18 protein-coding genes are annotated in these 14,646 nt (G+C 62.2%); 12 read left to right on the forward strand and 6 right to left on the reverse strand.

All coding sequences use genetic code 11. The features are described from left to right. The first annotated feature begins 18 nt into the window (after positions 1 to 18). Positions 19 to 774 carry a precorrin-6A synthase (deacetylating) gene (gene cobF, locus ACVWVP_RS27755; protein WP_178919715.1) on the forward strand — a complete coding sequence of 252 codons (756 nt, stop codon included), beginning with the start codon at positions 19 to 21 and terminating at the stop codon, positions 772 to 774. An 11-nt stretch (positions 775 to 785) separates the two neighbouring features. After that, positions 786 to 1,505 carry an alpha/beta hydrolase gene (locus ACVWVP_RS27760; protein ID WP_457409187.1) on the forward strand — a complete coding sequence of 240 codons (720 nt, stop codon included), beginning with the start codon at positions 786 to 788 and terminating at the stop codon, positions 1,503 to 1,505. 129 nt (positions 1,506 to 1,634) lie between these two features. Here ACVWVP_RS27760 and ACVWVP_RS27765 read toward each other — a convergent pair whose 3' ends face one another. Continuing rightward, positions 1,635 to 2,204: a DcrB/PsbP domain-containing protein gene (locus ACVWVP_RS27765; protein ID WP_178919717.1), complete on the reverse strand. Its 570-nt coding sequence runs from the start codon at positions 2,202 to 2,204 to the stop codon at positions 1,635 to 1,637. Between the two features lie 72 nt (positions 2,205 to 2,276). Next, positions 2,277 to 4,085 carry a monovalent cation:proton antiporter-2 (CPA2) family protein gene (locus ACVWVP_RS27770; RefSeq protein WP_457409189.1) on the reverse strand — a complete coding sequence of 603 codons (1,809 nt, stop codon included), beginning with the start codon at positions 4,083 to 4,085 and terminating at the stop codon, positions 2,277 to 2,279. Positions 4,086 to 4,536: 451 nt separating this feature from the next. Between ACVWVP_RS27770 and ACVWVP_RS27775 the strand changes: the two genes are divergently transcribed. From ACVWVP_RS27775 to ACVWVP_RS27785, 3 genes are all read left to right on the forward strand, one after another. After that, positions 4,537 to 4,902 carry a type II toxin-antitoxin system RelE/ParE family toxin gene (locus ACVWVP_RS27775; RefSeq protein WP_457409190.1) on the forward strand — a complete coding sequence of 122 codons (366 nt, stop codon included), beginning with the start codon at positions 4,537 to 4,539 and terminating at the stop codon, positions 4,900 to 4,902. After that, positions 4,895 to 5,200, forward strand: coding sequence for an XRE family transcriptional regulator (locus ACVWVP_RS27780; protein WP_178919720.1), 306 nt, complete (start codon positions 4,895 to 4,897; stop codon positions 5,198 to 5,200). The genes ACVWVP_RS27775 and ACVWVP_RS27780 overlap by 8 nt, the downstream gene beginning before the upstream one ends. A gap of 123 nt (positions 5,201 to 5,323) precedes the next feature. Beyond that, positions 5,324 to 6,220, forward strand: coding sequence for a LysR family transcriptional regulator (locus tag ACVWVP_RS27785; protein ID WP_457409191.1), 897 nt, complete (start codon positions 5,324 to 5,326; stop codon positions 6,218 to 6,220). Here ACVWVP_RS27785 and ACVWVP_RS27790 read toward each other — a convergent pair. Next, positions 6,210 to 6,611, reverse strand: coding sequence for a RidA family protein (locus ACVWVP_RS27790; protein ID WP_259175667.1), 402 nt, complete (start codon positions 6,609 to 6,611; stop codon positions 6,210 to 6,212). The two genes, ACVWVP_RS27785 and ACVWVP_RS27790, sit on opposite strands and share 11 nt — an antisense overlap. An 85-nt stretch (positions 6,612 to 6,696) precedes the next feature. Further along, positions 6,697 to 7,584: an EamA family transporter gene (locus ACVWVP_RS27795; RefSeq protein WP_259175670.1), complete on the reverse strand. Its 888-nt coding sequence runs from the start codon at positions 7,582 to 7,584 to the stop codon at positions 6,697 to 6,699. A 103-nt stretch (positions 7,585 to 7,687) separates the two neighbouring features. Here ACVWVP_RS27795 and ACVWVP_RS27800 point away from each other — a divergent pair, with 103 nt between their 5' ends. The 3 genes from ACVWVP_RS27800 (at position 7,688) to ACVWVP_RS27810 (ending at position 11,472) form a co-directional block, all read left to right on the forward strand. Continuing rightward, positions 7,688 to 8,470 carry an AraC family transcriptional regulator gene (locus ACVWVP_RS27800; RefSeq protein WP_259175671.1) on the forward strand — a complete coding sequence of 261 codons (783 nt, stop codon included), beginning with the start codon at positions 7,688 to 7,690 and terminating at the stop codon, positions 8,468 to 8,470. Positions 8,471 to 8,557: 87 nt separating this feature from the next. Then, positions 8,558 to 10,111 (forward strand): DUF726 domain-containing protein, encoded by a 1,554-nt coding sequence (locus ACVWVP_RS27805; protein WP_457409194.1) that lies wholly within the window; start codon positions 8,558 to 8,560, stop codon positions 10,109 to 10,111. A gap of 41 nt (positions 10,112 to 10,152) precedes the next feature. Next, entirely contained in the window at positions 10,153 to 11,472 is a 1,320-nt protein-coding gene (locus tag ACVWVP_RS27810; protein ID WP_259175673.1) for an Nramp family divalent metal transporter, read from the forward strand. 13 nt (positions 11,473 to 11,485) lie between these two features. On the opposite strand, the gene ACVWVP_RS27815 is transcribed toward ACVWVP_RS27810, so the two are convergent. Together ACVWVP_RS27815 and ACVWVP_RS27820 are read right to left on the reverse strand one after the other, a co-directional pair. Then, positions 11,486 to 12,418 carry a LysR family transcriptional regulator gene (locus ACVWVP_RS27815; protein WP_176996563.1) on the reverse strand — a complete coding sequence of 311 codons (933 nt, stop codon included), beginning with the start codon at positions 12,416 to 12,418 and terminating at the stop codon, positions 11,486 to 11,488. Further along, a complete protein-coding gene (locus tag ACVWVP_RS27820; protein WP_457409223.1) occupies positions 12,402 to 12,632 on the reverse strand; it encodes a hypothetical protein in 231 nt (76 codons plus the stop codon). Before ACVWVP_RS27820 ends, ACVWVP_RS27815 begins: the two co-directional genes overlap by 17 nt. On the opposite strand from ACVWVP_RS27820, the gene ACVWVP_RS27825 reads away from it, so the two are divergent. From ACVWVP_RS27825 to ACVWVP_RS27840, 4 genes are all read left to right on the forward strand, one after another. Beyond that, complete coding sequence (locus tag ACVWVP_RS27825; protein ID WP_259175674.1) at positions 12,538 to 13,026, forward strand: DMT family transporter; 489 nt, start codon at positions 12,538 to 12,540, stop codon at positions 13,024 to 13,026. The two genes, ACVWVP_RS27820 and ACVWVP_RS27825, sit on opposite strands and share 95 nt — an antisense overlap. Before the next feature lie 4 nt (positions 13,027 to 13,030). After that, the gene (locus ACVWVP_RS27830) at positions 13,031 to 13,486 is read left to right on the forward strand and encodes a DMT family transporter (RefSeq protein WP_178919727.1); all 456 of its coding nucleotides are present in this window, start codon (positions 13,031 to 13,033) and stop codon (positions 13,484 to 13,486) included. 89 nt (positions 13,487 to 13,575) lie between these two features. Then, entirely contained in the window at positions 13,576 to 13,746 is a 171-nt protein-coding gene (locus ACVWVP_RS27835; protein WP_178919728.1) for a metallothionein, read from the forward strand. Between the two features lie 76 nt (positions 13,747 to 13,822). Then, positions 13,823 to 14,587, forward strand: a complete 765-nt coding sequence (locus ACVWVP_RS27840; protein WP_457409220.1) for an AraC family transcriptional regulator — start codon at positions 13,823 to 13,825, stop codon at positions 14,585 to 14,587. Positions 14,588 to 14,646 lie beyond the last annotated feature (59 nt).

Genomic DNA, 14,646 nt, shown 5'->3' on the forward strand with positions numbered 1-14,646 from the left:
CCGCAATGAGAGCAACCCATGAAACGCATCCTGATCATCGGCATTGGCGCCGGCAACCCTGACTACATCACGATGCAGGCCGTGAAGGCGCTCAACCGCACCGACGTGTTCTTCCTGATGGACAAGGGCCAGAGCAAGGACAAGTTGATCGACCTGCGCCGCGAGATCTGCGAGACCTACATCACCGAGCCCGGCTACCGCTTTGTCGAGGCCGACTGCCCCGAGCGTGTGCGCGGTGATATCGACTACACCACCGCCGTGCAGGACCTGAACCGCGACAAGCAGCAGACCTTCGAACGCATGATCAATGAGGAAATGGCCGACGGCGAAGTGGGCGCATTCCTGGCTTGGGGCGACCCGGCGCTGTACGACAGCACCATTCGGATCCTGCAGGCGATCCTGGCCAGTGGCCGTTGCACCTTTGAATTCGAAGTGATCCCCGGCATCACCAGCGTGCAGGCCCTGGCAGCGCAGCACAAAGTGCCGCTCAACCGCATTGGCAAGTCCGTCGAGATCACCACCGGGCGCCGCTTGGCAGCAGGGCAGGCCAGCGACGCCGACACCCTGGTGGTAATGCTCGACGCCGAAGATTCCTATCGTACCGTGGCCGATCAGGACCTGGACATTTATTGGGGCGCCTACCTGGGCACGCCGGACGAGATCCTGATCAGCGGCAAGGTGGCTGATGTGGCAGAAGAGATTCAACGGGTGCGCAAGGCCGCGCGCCTGGCCAACGGCTGGATCATGGACACCTATTTGTTGCGCAAACCCTGAGGTAACGTCCCATGCTCAAACTGTTTGCCCTGGCACTGACCCTGGTGGCCGGCGCTGCTCATGCTGACGATTCGCTGCACACCGACTTGCCGTTGGCGTACCTGGAACAGACCCAGACCGATGCACGCAACCAGCCGTTGGTGATTTTCCTGCACGGGTTTGGCAGCAACGAGGAAGACCTGTTTGGCATCAAGGATTCGCTGCCGTCCACTTGGACTTACCTTTCGGCACGGGCACCCATGCCAGTAGACCCCCAGGGTTATCGCTGGTTTACCAAGACCCAGGGTGAAGCTGAGTACAACGGCGAAACGGCCGACCTGCAGCGCAGTGCAAAATTGATCGAAGACTTTATCGGCAAGGCCACGGCCAAGTACCACACCCGGCCCGATCGGGTATTCCTGGTGGGCTTCAGCCAGGGCGCGATCATGTCCTACGAGGTGGGCTTGCGTCAGCCGGAGCGGGTACGCGGGATCGCGGCGCTCAGTGGCAGTGTGCTGCCAGTGCTCAAGGCCGAGCTGAAACCGAATGACGCGTTGGCTGCGCTGGCGATCTTCATCGGGCACGGCACGCTGGACCAGGCGCTGCCCTATGCGTCGGCCACGCGGGCGAACGAGGTGTTGACGGGGTTGGGGTTGAAGCCGGAGTTTCACGGTTACCCGGGCATGCCGCATACCGTGAGTGAAGCCGAAGTGCAGGATTTGAAAGCCTGGCTGGAAAAAAGCCTGAAATAAACGCGGTCAAAAAATGTGGGAGCGGGCTTGCTCGCGAATGCGCTGGATCAGTCAACCTTTCTGTGACGGGTACACCGCATTCGCGAGCAAGCCCGCTCCCACATTCGATTTGTGTTGTACGTAGCGGGGTTATTTACCGCCGGTAATCTGCTTCACCAACTCCGCATGCCCCTTCACATCATCCCCACGGGAAATGGCCTGGATCACCAGCAGGTGATTCCCCGAACCGCCGAGGAACGTGGAGTTCAGCGTCTTGCCGCCGCCCTGGGTGGCGGTGCTGTCGACCTGGCGCAGGCCCAGGCCCTTGAAGGTCAGCTTCTTTTCGCCTTGTTTCTTGAAGTCGGGCAGGGCGGCACTTTGGTCCTTGATAAACCCGGCCACGGCGCCATCGAGGAACTGGGTGTCGTTGTCCTGGATGGTGACCCCATCTTTACGCGCGGTTTCGGCGACGATCACCACGCTTTTGGTGGTCTGGTTGGCGTACAGCGTGCCCTGGGTGTCAGCAGTGCCGTCTTCGGCCTTGCCGGTGGGCAGCGTGTCGGCCACATACGCCTTGGGCAGCTTGAAGGTGAACTTGCCGCCCAAGGTCGAGATGGTTTGCGTGTCGGCTTTCTGTGGTGCGGGTTTGCTGGCCGCGAAGGCAACGCTTGCACTGAGCGCGAGGGCCAGCAGGGCGGCGGTCTTGGTGAGGGTGGCCATGTAGCGCTCCAGAGATGAACGAAATTGCGGCGTATTCTGTCAGAAAATTCGCAATATCGTTCATCTGCTGCCTCACACCTTGTCGGACTCCTCCTCAAGCCGGTCCATCTCAAACAGCCGCGCCAGTTCTGTCCGGGCTTCCTGGGCGGTTTGCATCACCTTGGCCGCGTCGTCGTATACCGCGTGCTGGGCGGCCAGCACTTGCAGGTCGTGGTTCTTGAAGCGGGTGATGCGTGCATCGGCCTGGGCCTGGGTCAAGCCGAGGCCGACCAGGGTGCGGCGGCTCATTTCCAGGCTGGAGTAGAAGGTTTCGCGCACCGGTGATGCGTCCAGGTCCACCAGGCGGTGAACGTGCTGGCGGTTGCGGGCGCGGGCGATGATCTTCATGTGCGGGTAGAGGTTGCGCACCAGCTCCGCCGTCTTGATGTTGATCTCCGGGTCGTCCATGGCGATCACGAAGAATTCCGCCTGGTCGACCTTGGCCGCATGCAGGATCTCAGGGCGTTGCGGGTCGCCATAGAACACCGGCATGCCGCCGAAACTGCGGGTCAGCTCGATGGTTTCCACCGAGGTGTCCAGGGCGATGAACGAGATGTTTTGCGCACGCAGAATTCGCGCGACGATCTGGCCCATGCGACCCATGCCGGCGATCACCACGCGGGGCGCATCGCTTTCGATGGTGCGGTATTCCTCGGGCACTTCCACCGGCTTGGCCTTGGGCTTGAACAGCTTGGGGCACACCAGCAACAGCAGTGGCGTCACCGCCATGGACAGGGTGATGGTCAGCACCAGCACGTCGTACAGGTGAGGGTCGAACAGGCCCTGGTCGCGGCCGATCTTGAACACCACGAAGGCAAACTCACCGCCCGCCGCCAGCACTACGCCCAGGCGCAGCGCGCTTTCGCGGTTGAGGTCGCCCACCAGCCGGCCCACGGCGTACAGCAGGGGCAGCTTCAGGCCGATCAGCAGCAGGGTCAGGCCGATCACCACCAGCGGCGCACTGAGCAGCAGGCTGAGGTTGGCGCCCATGCCCACGCTGATGAAGAACAGCCCCAGCAGCAGGCCCTTGAACGGTTCGATCTGGGATTCCAGCTCGTGGCGGTATTCAGAGTCTGCCAGCAGCAGGCCGGCGAGGAATGCGCCCAGGGCCATGGACACACCCACCAGTTCCATCAGCCAGGCGGTGCCGATCACCACCAGCAGCGCGGTGGCGGTGGACACTTCACGCAGGCCGGTCTTGGCCACGATGCGAAACACCGGCCGCAACAGATAGCGCCCGCCGATGATCACCACCGCGATGCTGCCGAGAATCTGCAGCACATGCTGCAAGCCTTGGGCCTCTGTGGTCGGGTGATCGCTGCCCGCCAGCAGCGGCACCATGGCGATCAAGGGGATGGCGGCGATGTCCTGGAACAGCAGGATCGCGAAGGCCAGGCGGCCGTGGGGCTGGTTGAGCTCCTTGCGCTCGGCCAGGCTTTGCAGGCCAAACGCGGTGGACGACAGTGCCAGGCCCAGGCCGAGCACGATGGCACTGTTCCACGATTGGCCAAACAGCCACAGCGCCACCACGCCCATCACCAGGCCGGTGAGCAGCACCTGGGCCAGGCCGACGCCAAACACCGCCTTGCGCATCACCCATAGCCGCTTGGGCGACAGCTCCAGGCCTATGATGAACAGCAGCAACACCACGCCCAGCTCGGAGAACTGCGCGACACTTTGCGGGTTGCCCACCAGGCCCAGCACCGACGGGCCGATGATCACACCGGCGAACAGATAGCCCAGCACCGCGCCCAGCTGCAGGCGTTTGGCCAGGGGCACGGTCAGCACGGCGGCGAGCAGGAACACCACGGCTGCTTGTAACAGGTTGCCTTCATGGGGCATTGCGAACTCCAGGATCGTTGAAGCGGATCAAAACAGGGGCTATTAGAGCGCTTTTTACATTTCGAAAAATTGTATTTTTGCCGCGTGCAGCGATGGGTGTGGGGTGGAATCCCATTTCTGCTGGGCATTTACGAAAGTATTAATACCATTTAATTCAATGACGTTTTCGAGGGTCGACTACCGTTTTGGCACACAGGATCTGTTGTTGTCACTGTCAATTTCTACCTCGGTTTCTGATCAAAGCCGAGTTCCTTAAGCCGCCCGGAAGGGCGGTTTTTTTTTGGAATTTTTTGAATCCTATTCAATGAACCCTACAAGCACCGGGATTGCGGAAGCAGGTGCGTGCTGAAGAATGTACAAACAATTTGCCTAGGAACCTGGGTGGCGACAGAGGCCGCGGTGATCCTAAAGTTATGCCCTTGAGTTTATATTCCTTGGGTGGCATATTTGCATGGTCTGGGACATTGAATACACGGATGAATTCGGAGACTGGTGGGGCGGTCTTGATGCACGGGAGCAATCGTCGGTATCTGCCAGCGTTGACCTGCTTGGGATTTTTGGGCCGGGCCTGCGTTTTCCCCATAGCAGCGATATCAAGGGCACTCGACATGGCAACTTGCGCGAGTTGCGCGTACAGCATGCAGGTCGGCCTTTTCGGGTGTTGTATGCATTCGATTCCAGGCGGTGTGCCGTTCTGTTGATTGGCGGCGATAAAACTGCACAGCACCGTTGGTACGACGTGCACGTTCCCATGGCAGAAAAGCTGTATGACGTGCATTTGGAAACATTGCGTAAAGAGGGCCGTAACCATGGCTAAAAAATTCGCTGACCTTCAAGCGTGCATGACGCCTGAGGCGCGCGCCGATGCCGAGCAAATACTGCGTCAGCACCTGAAGGAAATGCCGTTGCATGAACTGCGCAAGGCGCAGCAGTTGAGCCAGGAGAGCCTGGCCAAAGCGCTGAACATCAACCAGGCGGCAGTCTCCAAGATGGAGCGTCGCACTGACATGTACATCAGCACCTTGCGTGATTACATCCGCGCGATGGGAGGGGAGCTGGAAATTATCGCAACGTTTCCGGATGGCCAGGTCAGGATCGACAACTTCGCCTGCTAGAGGCGCAACCGTGATGGGCAGGAGCCCGGCCTGAGTGCCGGGCTTTTTGTTGCCTGGCGTTCTGTCGGTATTGTGCAACTTGGTGGACAATAACCGTCACTCTCCATCCGCGGAATCGCCCCCGTGAACCAACTCCTCGCCATGCGTGCCTTCGTCCGTGTCGTCGACACCGGCTCTTTCAGCCGGGCGTCCGACCAGTTGGCGCTGCCACGTTCCACGGTCAGCAAGCTGATCACCGACCTGGAACAACACCTGGGCATCAAGCTGATGCACCGCACCACCCGCACCTTGGCACCCACCGCCGAAGGGCTGGAGTACTACGGGCATGCACGGCGGCTGGTGGCCGAGCTGGATGAGGTGGACAGCCTGGCCCGTGGACAGGTCCTCACGCCCCGTGGGCATCTGCGGGTGGATGCGCCGGCGTCGTTTGCCAATTGCCTGTTGATTCCGGCGCTGGTGGATTTTCATCGCGAGTACCCTGATATCACGGTTGCCCTGGGGATCAGTGACCGAGCGGTGAACATCGTCGGGGAGGGGGCCGACTGTGTGATCCGGGCCGGCAAGCTGGAGGACATGGGGATGATCGGGCGCAAGGTGGCCGACCTGGAATACCTGACCTGCGCCGCGCCCAGCTATCTGCAGCGCCGTGGCCTGCCGATTTCGCCCCAGGACCTGGAGCAGAACCACCTGCGGGCAGGGTATTTTTTTGCAGGTTCCGGCAAGCCTGAACCCCTGATCTTCGAGAAGGGTGAGCAGCGCATTGAGGTGGGCGATTGCGCGTTCTCGACCAACGAAGGCAACGGGCTCAAGGAAATGCTGCTTGCCGGGCTGGGCGTCGGGCAACATTTCACATCGATCGTGCAGTACTACATCGATGCGGGCCAACTGATCAGCGTGTTGCCGGACTGGTCACGCCCGGCCACGCCGCTGCACATCCTTTACCCGCCCAATCGTCATCAGAGCGCGCGGCTCAAGGTGTTTACCGAGTGGGTGATCCGCACCTTCGGCGTCAAGGAATAATGGCCGTCACCCGGATCTCCACGCGCATGGTCGGCAGCCCCAAGGCGTCGACGCCGACCTGGGTCCAGATGGGCGCATGGTTTGGCATGTAGCGGCGGTACTGCTTGACCATTGCCTCGTTGACTTCAGGCGGGAAGCCGCCGACGTGGTAGGAGTTGACGTGAATCACATGCTCCCAACCGGCGCCTGCGCTGGCGAGGGTTCGCTCCAGGTTGTGGAAGGCCTGGGCGATTTCTTCGGCCAGGTCGGTGGGGATCTGGAACTCATCGTCCCAGCCTCCCTGGCCTGAGGTTTCAATGCGATTGCCGACTTTCACCGCCTGGGAATAGTGCAGGTGCTCGCGCATGTAATCGCCATAACCTGGGGTGACAAAGAATTCGGGCGTGCTCATGGGGTGACCTCGAGTCAATGGAAGACCCGGTGAATCCTAGTGAACACGCAGCAGCGGAAAAATCCCGGTTTTCTGCCATGACTGTCTATCGGTGTGCACAATCGGGCGCCACGCGCGGAGCCGGCTTGCGGTAAAGGCCGACGCCCAGGCCGGTGATGATGATAGCGATGGCGATCCACTCGACGGTGCTGACCTGTTCGCCGAGGATCAACACGGAACTGGCGATGCCGAACACGGGAATCAGCAGCGACAGCGGCGCTACGGTGGACACCGGGTAGGCCTTGAGCAGCGAATTCCAGCCCCAGTAGGCCACGTGCGTGGCCAGGTACACCTGGAACAGGATCGACAGCACGGCGGTCAGGTCAAGGCTGGCCTGCACCTGGGCGAACGACGCGCTGCCGTGTAGCCACCAGGCCATGAGCCCCAGCGGGATCGGCGGAAACAGGCTGGCCCACACCATGAACGAGAAGATCTCCTTGACCCCCGATTGCTTGATGATCACGTTGCCCACGCTCCAGGCGAGGGCGCTGAACACGATCATCATGACCCCCAGCACCGCATGCTCACCCTGCTGTGTGGCGATGATGCCGCCCAGTCCAATCAGCGCGAGCAGGGCGCCCACCCACTGGGTGCCGCGAATTTTTTCGTTGAACAACACGCAGCCCCAGCCCAGGGTGAAAAACACGCTGAGCTGAATGATCAGCGAAGCAATGCCCGGGCTGACGCCGACCTGGATGCCGTAATTGATCACGCCCCACATGCCCAGGCCGAAGATCACGCCGTAGGCGGCGACATAGCCGAAGTTGACGCGGGGGCGCTTGATGAAGAACACCAGGGGCAAGGCGGCGAGGGCAAAGCGGATGCCCGTGAGCACAAAGGGGTCGATCGAGCGCAGGCCCAGTGTTGTGATGGGAAAGTTCAAGCCCCAGATCAGCGTGACGAGTACGGCCAGAGCGAGGTGTTTCTTGTGCATGGGAAATCCTTGGGGCAGGCAGGGCTGTTCGATTGCCCACAGGTTAGGGCGCTGCCGGATGGCCCGCTTGCTATGTCGGGCCATGCTTTGACATTATCGGGCCATGATTCCGACCTTTGATGCCCATGTTCCCGAAGCGCTGGTCACCCTGCGTGAATACCCGTGCGGTACCGTCTTCCCACGGCACACCCACCCGCGTGGCCAGTTTGCGTATGCCTCCACCGGCGCACTGAAGATGTTCACCGACCTCGGCAACTGGGTGGTCCCGCCGCAGCGGGCGATCTGGGTGCCCGCCGGCGTGCCCCATGAGATGCACATGCGTGGTGAGGTGGTGATGCTCAACACTTACCTCGACGACCAGGCCACCGAGCGCGCCGGTTTGCAGGCGCGTTGCCAGGTCTTCGAGGTATCGCCACTGCTGCGCCATCTGCTGGAAGCGGCGCTGGCATTCGAGCCGTCGGCGCCTGCCAGTGAGCGACAGCGCTGTGTGCTGACGCTGTTGATCGACGAAATGGGCGCCATGCCCGAGCTGCCCCTGAGTGCGCCGCTGCCCGGCGAACCACGCCTGGCCCAGGCCTGCCAGCGCTTTCTGGAGGCACCCACGCAAACCATCTCACTGGATGAAATGGCCGCCTGGTCGAATATGAGCCGGCGCACCTTCACCCGTCATTTTCTCGAAAGCACCGGCATGACTTTCGTGGCCTGGCGCCAACAGGTCTGCCTGTTGGAGGCCACGGCACGCCTGAGCCATGGCGCTTCCATCACGGCGGTGGCGTTGGAGTTGGGGTTCAGCAGTTCCAGCGCCTTTACCTCGGTGTTCCGGCGCAACCTGGGCGAGTCGCCGGCGCGCTACCTGGCCAAGTCGAAGGCGGCCGCGTTGTTCTGAATCTTCAACACGTCGGTCAGGATTCACCTCTTTTGCGGCCGCGCTTTGGTAGTATCGCCCTCCATCGTCACCAGGAGTCACCGGCCCATGCAACACCAGTGGGATGAAATGCACCGCACCCGCAAGCCCACCTTTGTATTGTGTGGCGAGCCCCAGGGGGATGTGCTCAATCTCTACGTTCACGGTTACTCGGCCTTTTTCAACCGCCAGCAACTGGGCAGCTTCAAGGACCAATTGGCGAGCATCGAAGGCTCGACCAACCTGATGCTGTTCTGGCCGGCGGGGCATTTCCTGGAGAACCTGTTTGCCCCGTTCAAGGAGGTGATAGGTTCGATACTCGGCGGTGGAGGCCTGGGCGCGGCCACCGTGGGCGTGGGCAAGGCCATCGCGTATTTTCTCGACCACTACAAAAGTGTCGAGGCGCGTGTCGATGAAGTGGCCAAGACCCTGTTGCCCGAGCTGGCGGGTTACCTGCACGCCGAAGCATTGCCAGTGCGGCGCATCAACCTGATCGGGCACTCCCTGGGCGCGCGCATCCTGGTCAAGAGTGTGCTGGCTCGTCCGGATATCGCCCGTGAGCTGCCGTTGAACAATCTGCTGTTGATGGGCGGTGCGATTTGTACGTCGAGCCCTTGGGACGAGGTGTCTGCGCCGCTCAAGGGGCGCGTGATCAACTGCCATTCCAGCAAGGACTGGGCGCTGGCGATGAAACCGGACACCGAGCGCTGCATCGGCCGTTATGCGATCCCGCTGACCCCGGCGCTCAAGGCCAAGGTGACCAATGTGCACCTGGCCACCTTCGACCATGCCGCGTACTGGCCGCAGTTGAAGACGGTGGTGCAATACACCGACCTGCTGCAGGAACGTCGCGGCCTGATTCGCTCTGATCAACGCAGTGTCGAAGTGCGGTTTGCCGAGGAGGACGTGGAGTTGTTCCCGGCACTGGTGCAGGCCCGCCCCGAAGAACTGAAGTTTCTCGCCGAGCTGATGGCGCATAAGCGCAGTGCGTCGATTGATGCCAGCGTGCGCGAACCGTTGAAGCTGGCGATCGAGTTGCAGCGCATGGGCGGCGACACGTTCATGAACCTGGCCCGTGGCCATGGCGTGAGTTATCGGCAGATCGCCGAAGATGTGGCGCAGCGGCTGGGCATCAAGTTCGATGAGCCGCTCGACAGCGTCGCGCTCGCAGACATCGAGGCACAGGTCGCGGAAACACTCATCGAGCAATACAAGGACAAACTCAACCGCGCCGACCGCCAGGCCTTCGACGCGGAGCTGAAGGCGGCGGCGCAGAAAGAGCAGGGTGTGTTCAATCGTTTCGACGTGGGCCGTTCGGCGACAACCGCCTTGAGCGGCACGGCCCTGGCGGGACTCACCGGGTTCATGCTGCGGCGCGGGGCGGCTACGGCCATTCCGGTGGTGGGCCAGGCCCTGGCGGCGGCGATGTTGCTGGTGAGTGGTGTGCGGGCGTTTTCCGGCCCAGCCTACTCGATCACCACCCTGGCGGTGCTGGTGGTGGGTGTTATTCGCCAACGCATGGAGCGCGAGGCGTTGAACCAGGAGATGGACCTGGTGGTGCAAGTGGTGGAGGCGTTTGACCTGCCCCGGGACACGGTGATGCGCACGGTCGCGTCTGACTGATAAGCTGTTTCCCTGTCTTGTGTGTTTGCCTGGGATACCGCGTGAAATTCAGCCTGCCGAAAATCGCTACCGCCCCGTTCTGCCCGCCGGAAGTGGCCGGCTCCGTCGCCGTCGACCCCAAGGCTTCGTTTTTCAAGCGGATGCTGATGTTCGCCGGCCCCGGCCTGTTGATCTCCATCGGCTACATGGACCCCGGCAACTGGGCCACCGCCATCGAGGCGGGTTCACGCTACGGCTACAGCCTGTTGTTCGTGGTGTTGCTGGCCAGCCTGGCGGGCATGGCGGTGCAGTGCCTGTGTTCACGGTTGGGCATCGCCACCGGCAAGGACCTGGCGCAACTGTCGCGCGAACGCTACAGCCAGCGCTCGGCCCGCACCCAATGGGTGTTGGCGGAAATCTCGATCATCGCCACCGACCTGGCCGAGGTACTGGGCTGTGCCCTGGCGTTTCACCTGCTGCTGGGCGTCTCGCTGACCACTGGCATCGTCATTACCGCCTTCGACACGTTGCTGATCCTGGCCCTGCAAAACCGTGGCTTCCGTCGCCTGGAGGCAATCATGCTGGCGCTGGTGGCGACCATCGGCGTGTGTTTCTTCATTGAACTGGTGCTGATCAAGCCGTACTGGCCGGACGTGCTCAGCGGCTTTGCGCCATCCTTGTCGGCCATCAGCGATGCTGCGCCGCTGTACCTGGCCATCGGTATTCTGGGTGCCACGGTGATGCCCCATAACCTTTACCTGCACACCTCGGTCGTGCAAACCCGCCTGATCGGCAAGGACCTGGCCAGCAAGCGGGACGCCGTCAAGCTGGCACGGATCGATACCATCGGCTCCCTGGCCCTGGCGTTGCTGGTCAACGCTGCGATCCTGGTGCTCGCCGCAGCCGCCTTCCACAACACCGGCCATGCCGATGTGGTCGAGATCCAGGATGCCTACCACTTGCTCGATCCCCTGGTGGGCGGCGCGTTCGCCAGCATCCTGTTCGGCATCGCCTTGCTCGCCTCCGGGCAAAGCTCCACCTTCACCGGCACCATCGCCGGCCAGGTGATCATGGAGGGCTACCTCAACCTGCGGATTCCCTGCTGGCAACGCCGTCTCATTACCCGCGGGCTGGCGCTGATCCCGGCGTTCCTCGGCGTATGGCTGATGGGCGACGACGCGATTGGCAAACTGCTGATCCTCAGCCAGGTCGTGCTCAGCCTGCAGCTGCCGTTTGCGCTGTACCCGTTGATCCGCATGACCGGTGACGAGCGATTGATGGGGCCGTTCGTGAATCGCTGGCCCACGAAGCTGTTGGCGTGGTTTTTGTTCGCGGTGATCAGTGGGGCGAATGCCTGGTTGATTGGGCAGTGGGTGTTTTGATCGTTTGACTGGCTCACCGATCCCAATACGGCACCGTCCCAAAACACTCCACGAAATAATCAATCACCGTGCGCACCTTCAGCGACAGCCGGCGGCTGCCCGGCCATAGCGCGGCGATCTGCTGCGGCTCCAGGGTGGTCGCCACTTCGTATTCGGTCAGCACCGCCTGCAAGGTGCCCGCGCGCAGGCCTTCGCCGATCAGCCAGGACGGAAACACCACCAGCCCCAGGCCTTGTTCGGCGGCGTGGGTGAGGGTGTCGGCGTGGTTGCCGGTGATGGGGCCTTTCACGCTATACGGGGTCCAGTCACCCTGGTCACGGCGGAAGAACCAGCGTTGCTGGCCGGTGATGCCTTTGTAGGCCAGGCATTGGTGGTGGGCCAGCTCGTCGGGGTGCCGGGGTGTGCCATGCCGGGCCAGGTAAGCCGGGCTTGCGGCGATGCGAAAGCGTTGGGGGGCGAAGATGCGCGCCTGCATGCTGGAGTCGTTGAGCACGCCGATGCGAAACAGCAGGTCGGTACCGTCTTGCAGTGGGTCGACGTAGGTGTCGGTCTGCTGGATATCCAGCTGCAACTTCGGGTAGCGCCGGCACAGTTCGCCCAACCATGGCGACAAGTGGCGCTGGCCAAACACCATCGGCGCGTTGATGCGCACCAGGCCGCTGGGCTCGCGCTCCTGTTCCTGCAAGGCCTGGCTGGCGCTTTCCAGTTGCTCGAGCATCAAGCGCGCATGGCGCCCGAGCACGCGGCCGGCTTCGGTGGGGCTCACGGCGCGGGTGTGGCGGTACAGCAACTGTTGGCCGAGCGCTTGTTCCATCAACTGGATCTGCCGGGAGATGGAGGAGGGCGCCAGGCTCTCGCGGCGCGCGACCTCAGAAAAGCTGCCGTGGTCGAGTACCGCGACAAACAGTCGAAGCGCCTTGAAACTCAATTCATTCAAGCCTTGCATCATGCTCTCCAGGCTGTGCGCTTTGCGCAAAGGTGTTGTCGGCATGCTCCCATTTATCGCACAGCACGGCCACCGGATAATGCGCGCCATGTTTCCTTTCTTTGATGCGCAGGTGATGTATGCAAGCGAGTTCCATGGCGGGTGTGGCTTCGGCCACGCCGAAAAAAAACCTGTTGCGGCTGCTGTTGTTGCCGCTGGTGATCTTGGCGGGCATGGGCCTGTCAGTAGAGGCCGGGCTGCTCGGTCCGTTGGGTGTGCAGGTAGGCCACTTATGGGCAACCCTGAGCATTTTCGGCGTCGGTTCGGCGATTTTGTTTCTGTTGCTGCTGTTCAGCGGCCCGCAAAAAGGCCCGGCGTTGACCGACTTGCCACGCTGGCAGTTGATCGGCGGGTTCCTGGGGCCGATGTACGTGGTGGTGTTGACCCTCGCCACGCCGCACATCGGCATTGCGATGACCATGATCGCGATCCTGTCGGGGCAGGTGGGCAAGAGTGTGCTGATCGACCACTTCGGCTGGTTCGGCACCCAGCGCAAGCGGGTCAATGGCGAGCGTTGGGTTGCCCTGGCGTTGATTGTGGCGGCACTTGTTCTGATTGCACGAGGGTAAGGCGATGAATCTGATTCTGTTGTTGGTGCTGGTGATCGCAGCGGGTGCTGTCTTGAGCGTGCAAGCCGCGATCAACGGGCGTTTGGGCCAGGCGGTCGGCGTATTGCGCAGCAGCTTGCTGACCTTTGCGGTGGGTGCTATCAGCACGGCACTGCTGATTTTCTTCTTCGAACCGGCCCAGGCCATCAGCCTGCTGGACGTGCCGAAATGGCAGCTCACCGGTGCCTTGTTTGGCGTGGTGTACATGATGGTGATGGTCGGCGCGGTGCCTGTGGTGGGCACGGCCGTGGCGACGGTGGCGGTGATCGTCGGGCAGTTGGGCATGGGCATGCTGATCGATAATTTCGGCTGGCTGGGCAACCCGGCCATCGAACTGTCGGGCAGCCGTCTCCTGGCGATGCTGCTGTTGGCGCTGGCGCTGGTGTTCATGTACCGCAGCAATAGCCGTCTGGCCGATTAATGGCGCTGAACCCTGATGGCTTGCCTATAGTCACTGCTTAAGGTGTGGCGCCCGCTGCGCCTGGACGACCATGAAAAAGGAGTCTGACCATGGCTGATAAAACCTGTGCCTGCCCCCATTGCAAGTGCGTACTGGGCAAAAATGCGGTGATGAAGGACGGTAAAGGCTATTGCTGCAAAGGCTGCGCCGAGCACCATGCCCATGGCGAGCCCTGCGCTGCGGCGACGGGCTGCGAGTGCGCCAAGTCGGCCCACGGCTGAAACCTGTAAAAATCCGCTCGGATTATCCGGTGGCGGTCATTACCATGGCCGCTCACCCTTGATCGATGCCTTCTTCATGGCCCTGGCCGCACCCCCTGACCTCTCTGATCACGCCGTCCCCGTGCAACCGTTGGCGCGCACCTACCCGCGTGGGTTGTATGTGGAACCCCACAGCCACGATTGGGGCCAGTTGCTGTATGCCATGAGCGGGGTGATGTGGGTCGAGACGCCCCGCGAAGCCCTGGTGGTGCCGCCGCAGCGTGCGGTGTGGCTACCGCCGGGGGTGGAGCATGGGATCCGCGTGGTCTCGGACCTGCAGATGCGCAATATCTACCTGCGCCCGGCGTTGGCGGCGACGCTGGACAGCCAGGTGCAGGTGATCGAGGTGGGTGGGTTGTTGCGCGAGCTGATCGTCACCCTGGTCGATCAGGGCGATAACGGCGAGCCGGCGTATTACGACGCGGTGGTCAGCCTGGCCCTGTTGGAGCTGCAACGGGCGCGCCGTTCGCAGATCCGCATCGCCATGCCAGTGGAGGCCGACCGGCGACTGGTGAATGCCTGCCAGGCGGTGATGGCGGCGCCGTCCCTGGAGATCCCGTTCGAACAGCACGCCGAAGCTGCCGGTGCCAGCGTGCGCACCTTGTCGCGCCTGTTCCAGACCCACCTGGGCATGGGCTTTGCCGAGTGGCGCCGCCAGGTGCAACTGGCCACGGCGGTGGCGGAGCTGATCCAGGGCCAGTCCGTCAGCGGCATCGCCCGCTCCCTGGGGTACTCGCCCAGCAGTTTCAGCGACATGTTCCGTCGCGCGCTCGGCGTGGCGCCTTCGCAGTACGTGGGTTGAGGGTTTGGCCGAAATCCTGAAGCACTTGGCCGATCCTTCAGCAATGGGCTCTCTACACT

It is taken from the genome of Pseudomonas sp. TE24901, assembly GCF_054058375.1.

Coding starts and splice junctions, on each gene's coding strand:
- cobF (WP_178919715.1), top strand. CDS start 19: ATGAAACGCATCCTGATCATCGGCATTGGCGCCGGCAACCCTGACTAC.
- ACVWVP_RS27760 (WP_457409187.1), top strand. CDS start 786: ATGCTCAAACTGTTTGCCCTGGCACTGACCCTGGTGGCCGGCGCTGCT.
- ACVWVP_RS27765 (WP_178919717.1), bottom strand. CDS start 2,204: ATGGCCACCCTCACCAAGACCGCCGCCCTGCTGGCCCTCGCGCTCAGT.
- ACVWVP_RS27770 (WP_457409189.1), bottom strand. CDS start 4,085: ATGCCCCATGAAGGCAACCTGTTACAAGCAGCCGTGGTGTTCCTGCTC.
- ACVWVP_RS27775 (WP_457409190.1), top strand. CDS start 4,537: ATGGTCTGGGACATTGAATACACGGATGAATTCGGAGACTGGTGGGGC.
- ACVWVP_RS27780 (WP_178919720.1), top strand. CDS start 4,895: ATGGCTAAAAAATTCGCTGACCTTCAAGCGTGCATGACGCCTGAGGCG.
- ACVWVP_RS27790 (WP_259175667.1), bottom strand. CDS start 6,611: ATGAGCACGCCCGAATTCTTTGTCACCCCAGGTTATGGCGATTACATG.
- ACVWVP_RS27795 (WP_259175670.1), bottom strand. CDS start 7,584: ATGCACAAGAAACACCTCGCTCTGGCCGTACTCGTCACGCTGATCTGG.
- ACVWVP_RS27800 (WP_259175671.1), top strand. CDS start 7,688: ATGATTCCGACCTTTGATGCCCATGTTCCCGAAGCGCTGGTCACCCTG.
- ACVWVP_RS27805 (WP_457409194.1), top strand. CDS start 8,558: ATGCAACACCAGTGGGATGAAATGCACCGCACCCGCAAGCCCACCTTT.
- ACVWVP_RS27815 (WP_176996563.1), bottom strand. CDS start 12,418: ATGCAAGGCTTGAATGAATTGAGTTTCAAGGCGCTTCGACTGTTTGTC.
- ACVWVP_RS27825 (WP_259175674.1), top strand. CDS start 12,538: ATGCAAGCGAGTTCCATGGCGGGTGTGGCTTCGGCCACGCCGAAAAAA.
- ACVWVP_RS27820 (WP_457409223.1), bottom strand. CDS start 12,632: ATGCCCGCCAAGATCACCAGCGGCAACAACAGCAGCCGCAACAGGTTT.
- ACVWVP_RS27830 (WP_178919727.1), top strand. CDS start 13,031: ATGAATCTGATTCTGTTGTTGGTGCTGGTGATCGCAGCGGGTGCTGTC.
- ACVWVP_RS27835 (WP_178919728.1), top strand. CDS start 13,576: ATGGCTGATAAAACCTGTGCCTGCCCCCATTGCAAGTGCGTACTGGGC.
- ACVWVP_RS27840 (WP_457409220.1), top strand. CDS start 13,823: ATGGCCCTGGCCGCACCCCCTGACCTCTCTGATCACGCCGTCCCCGTG.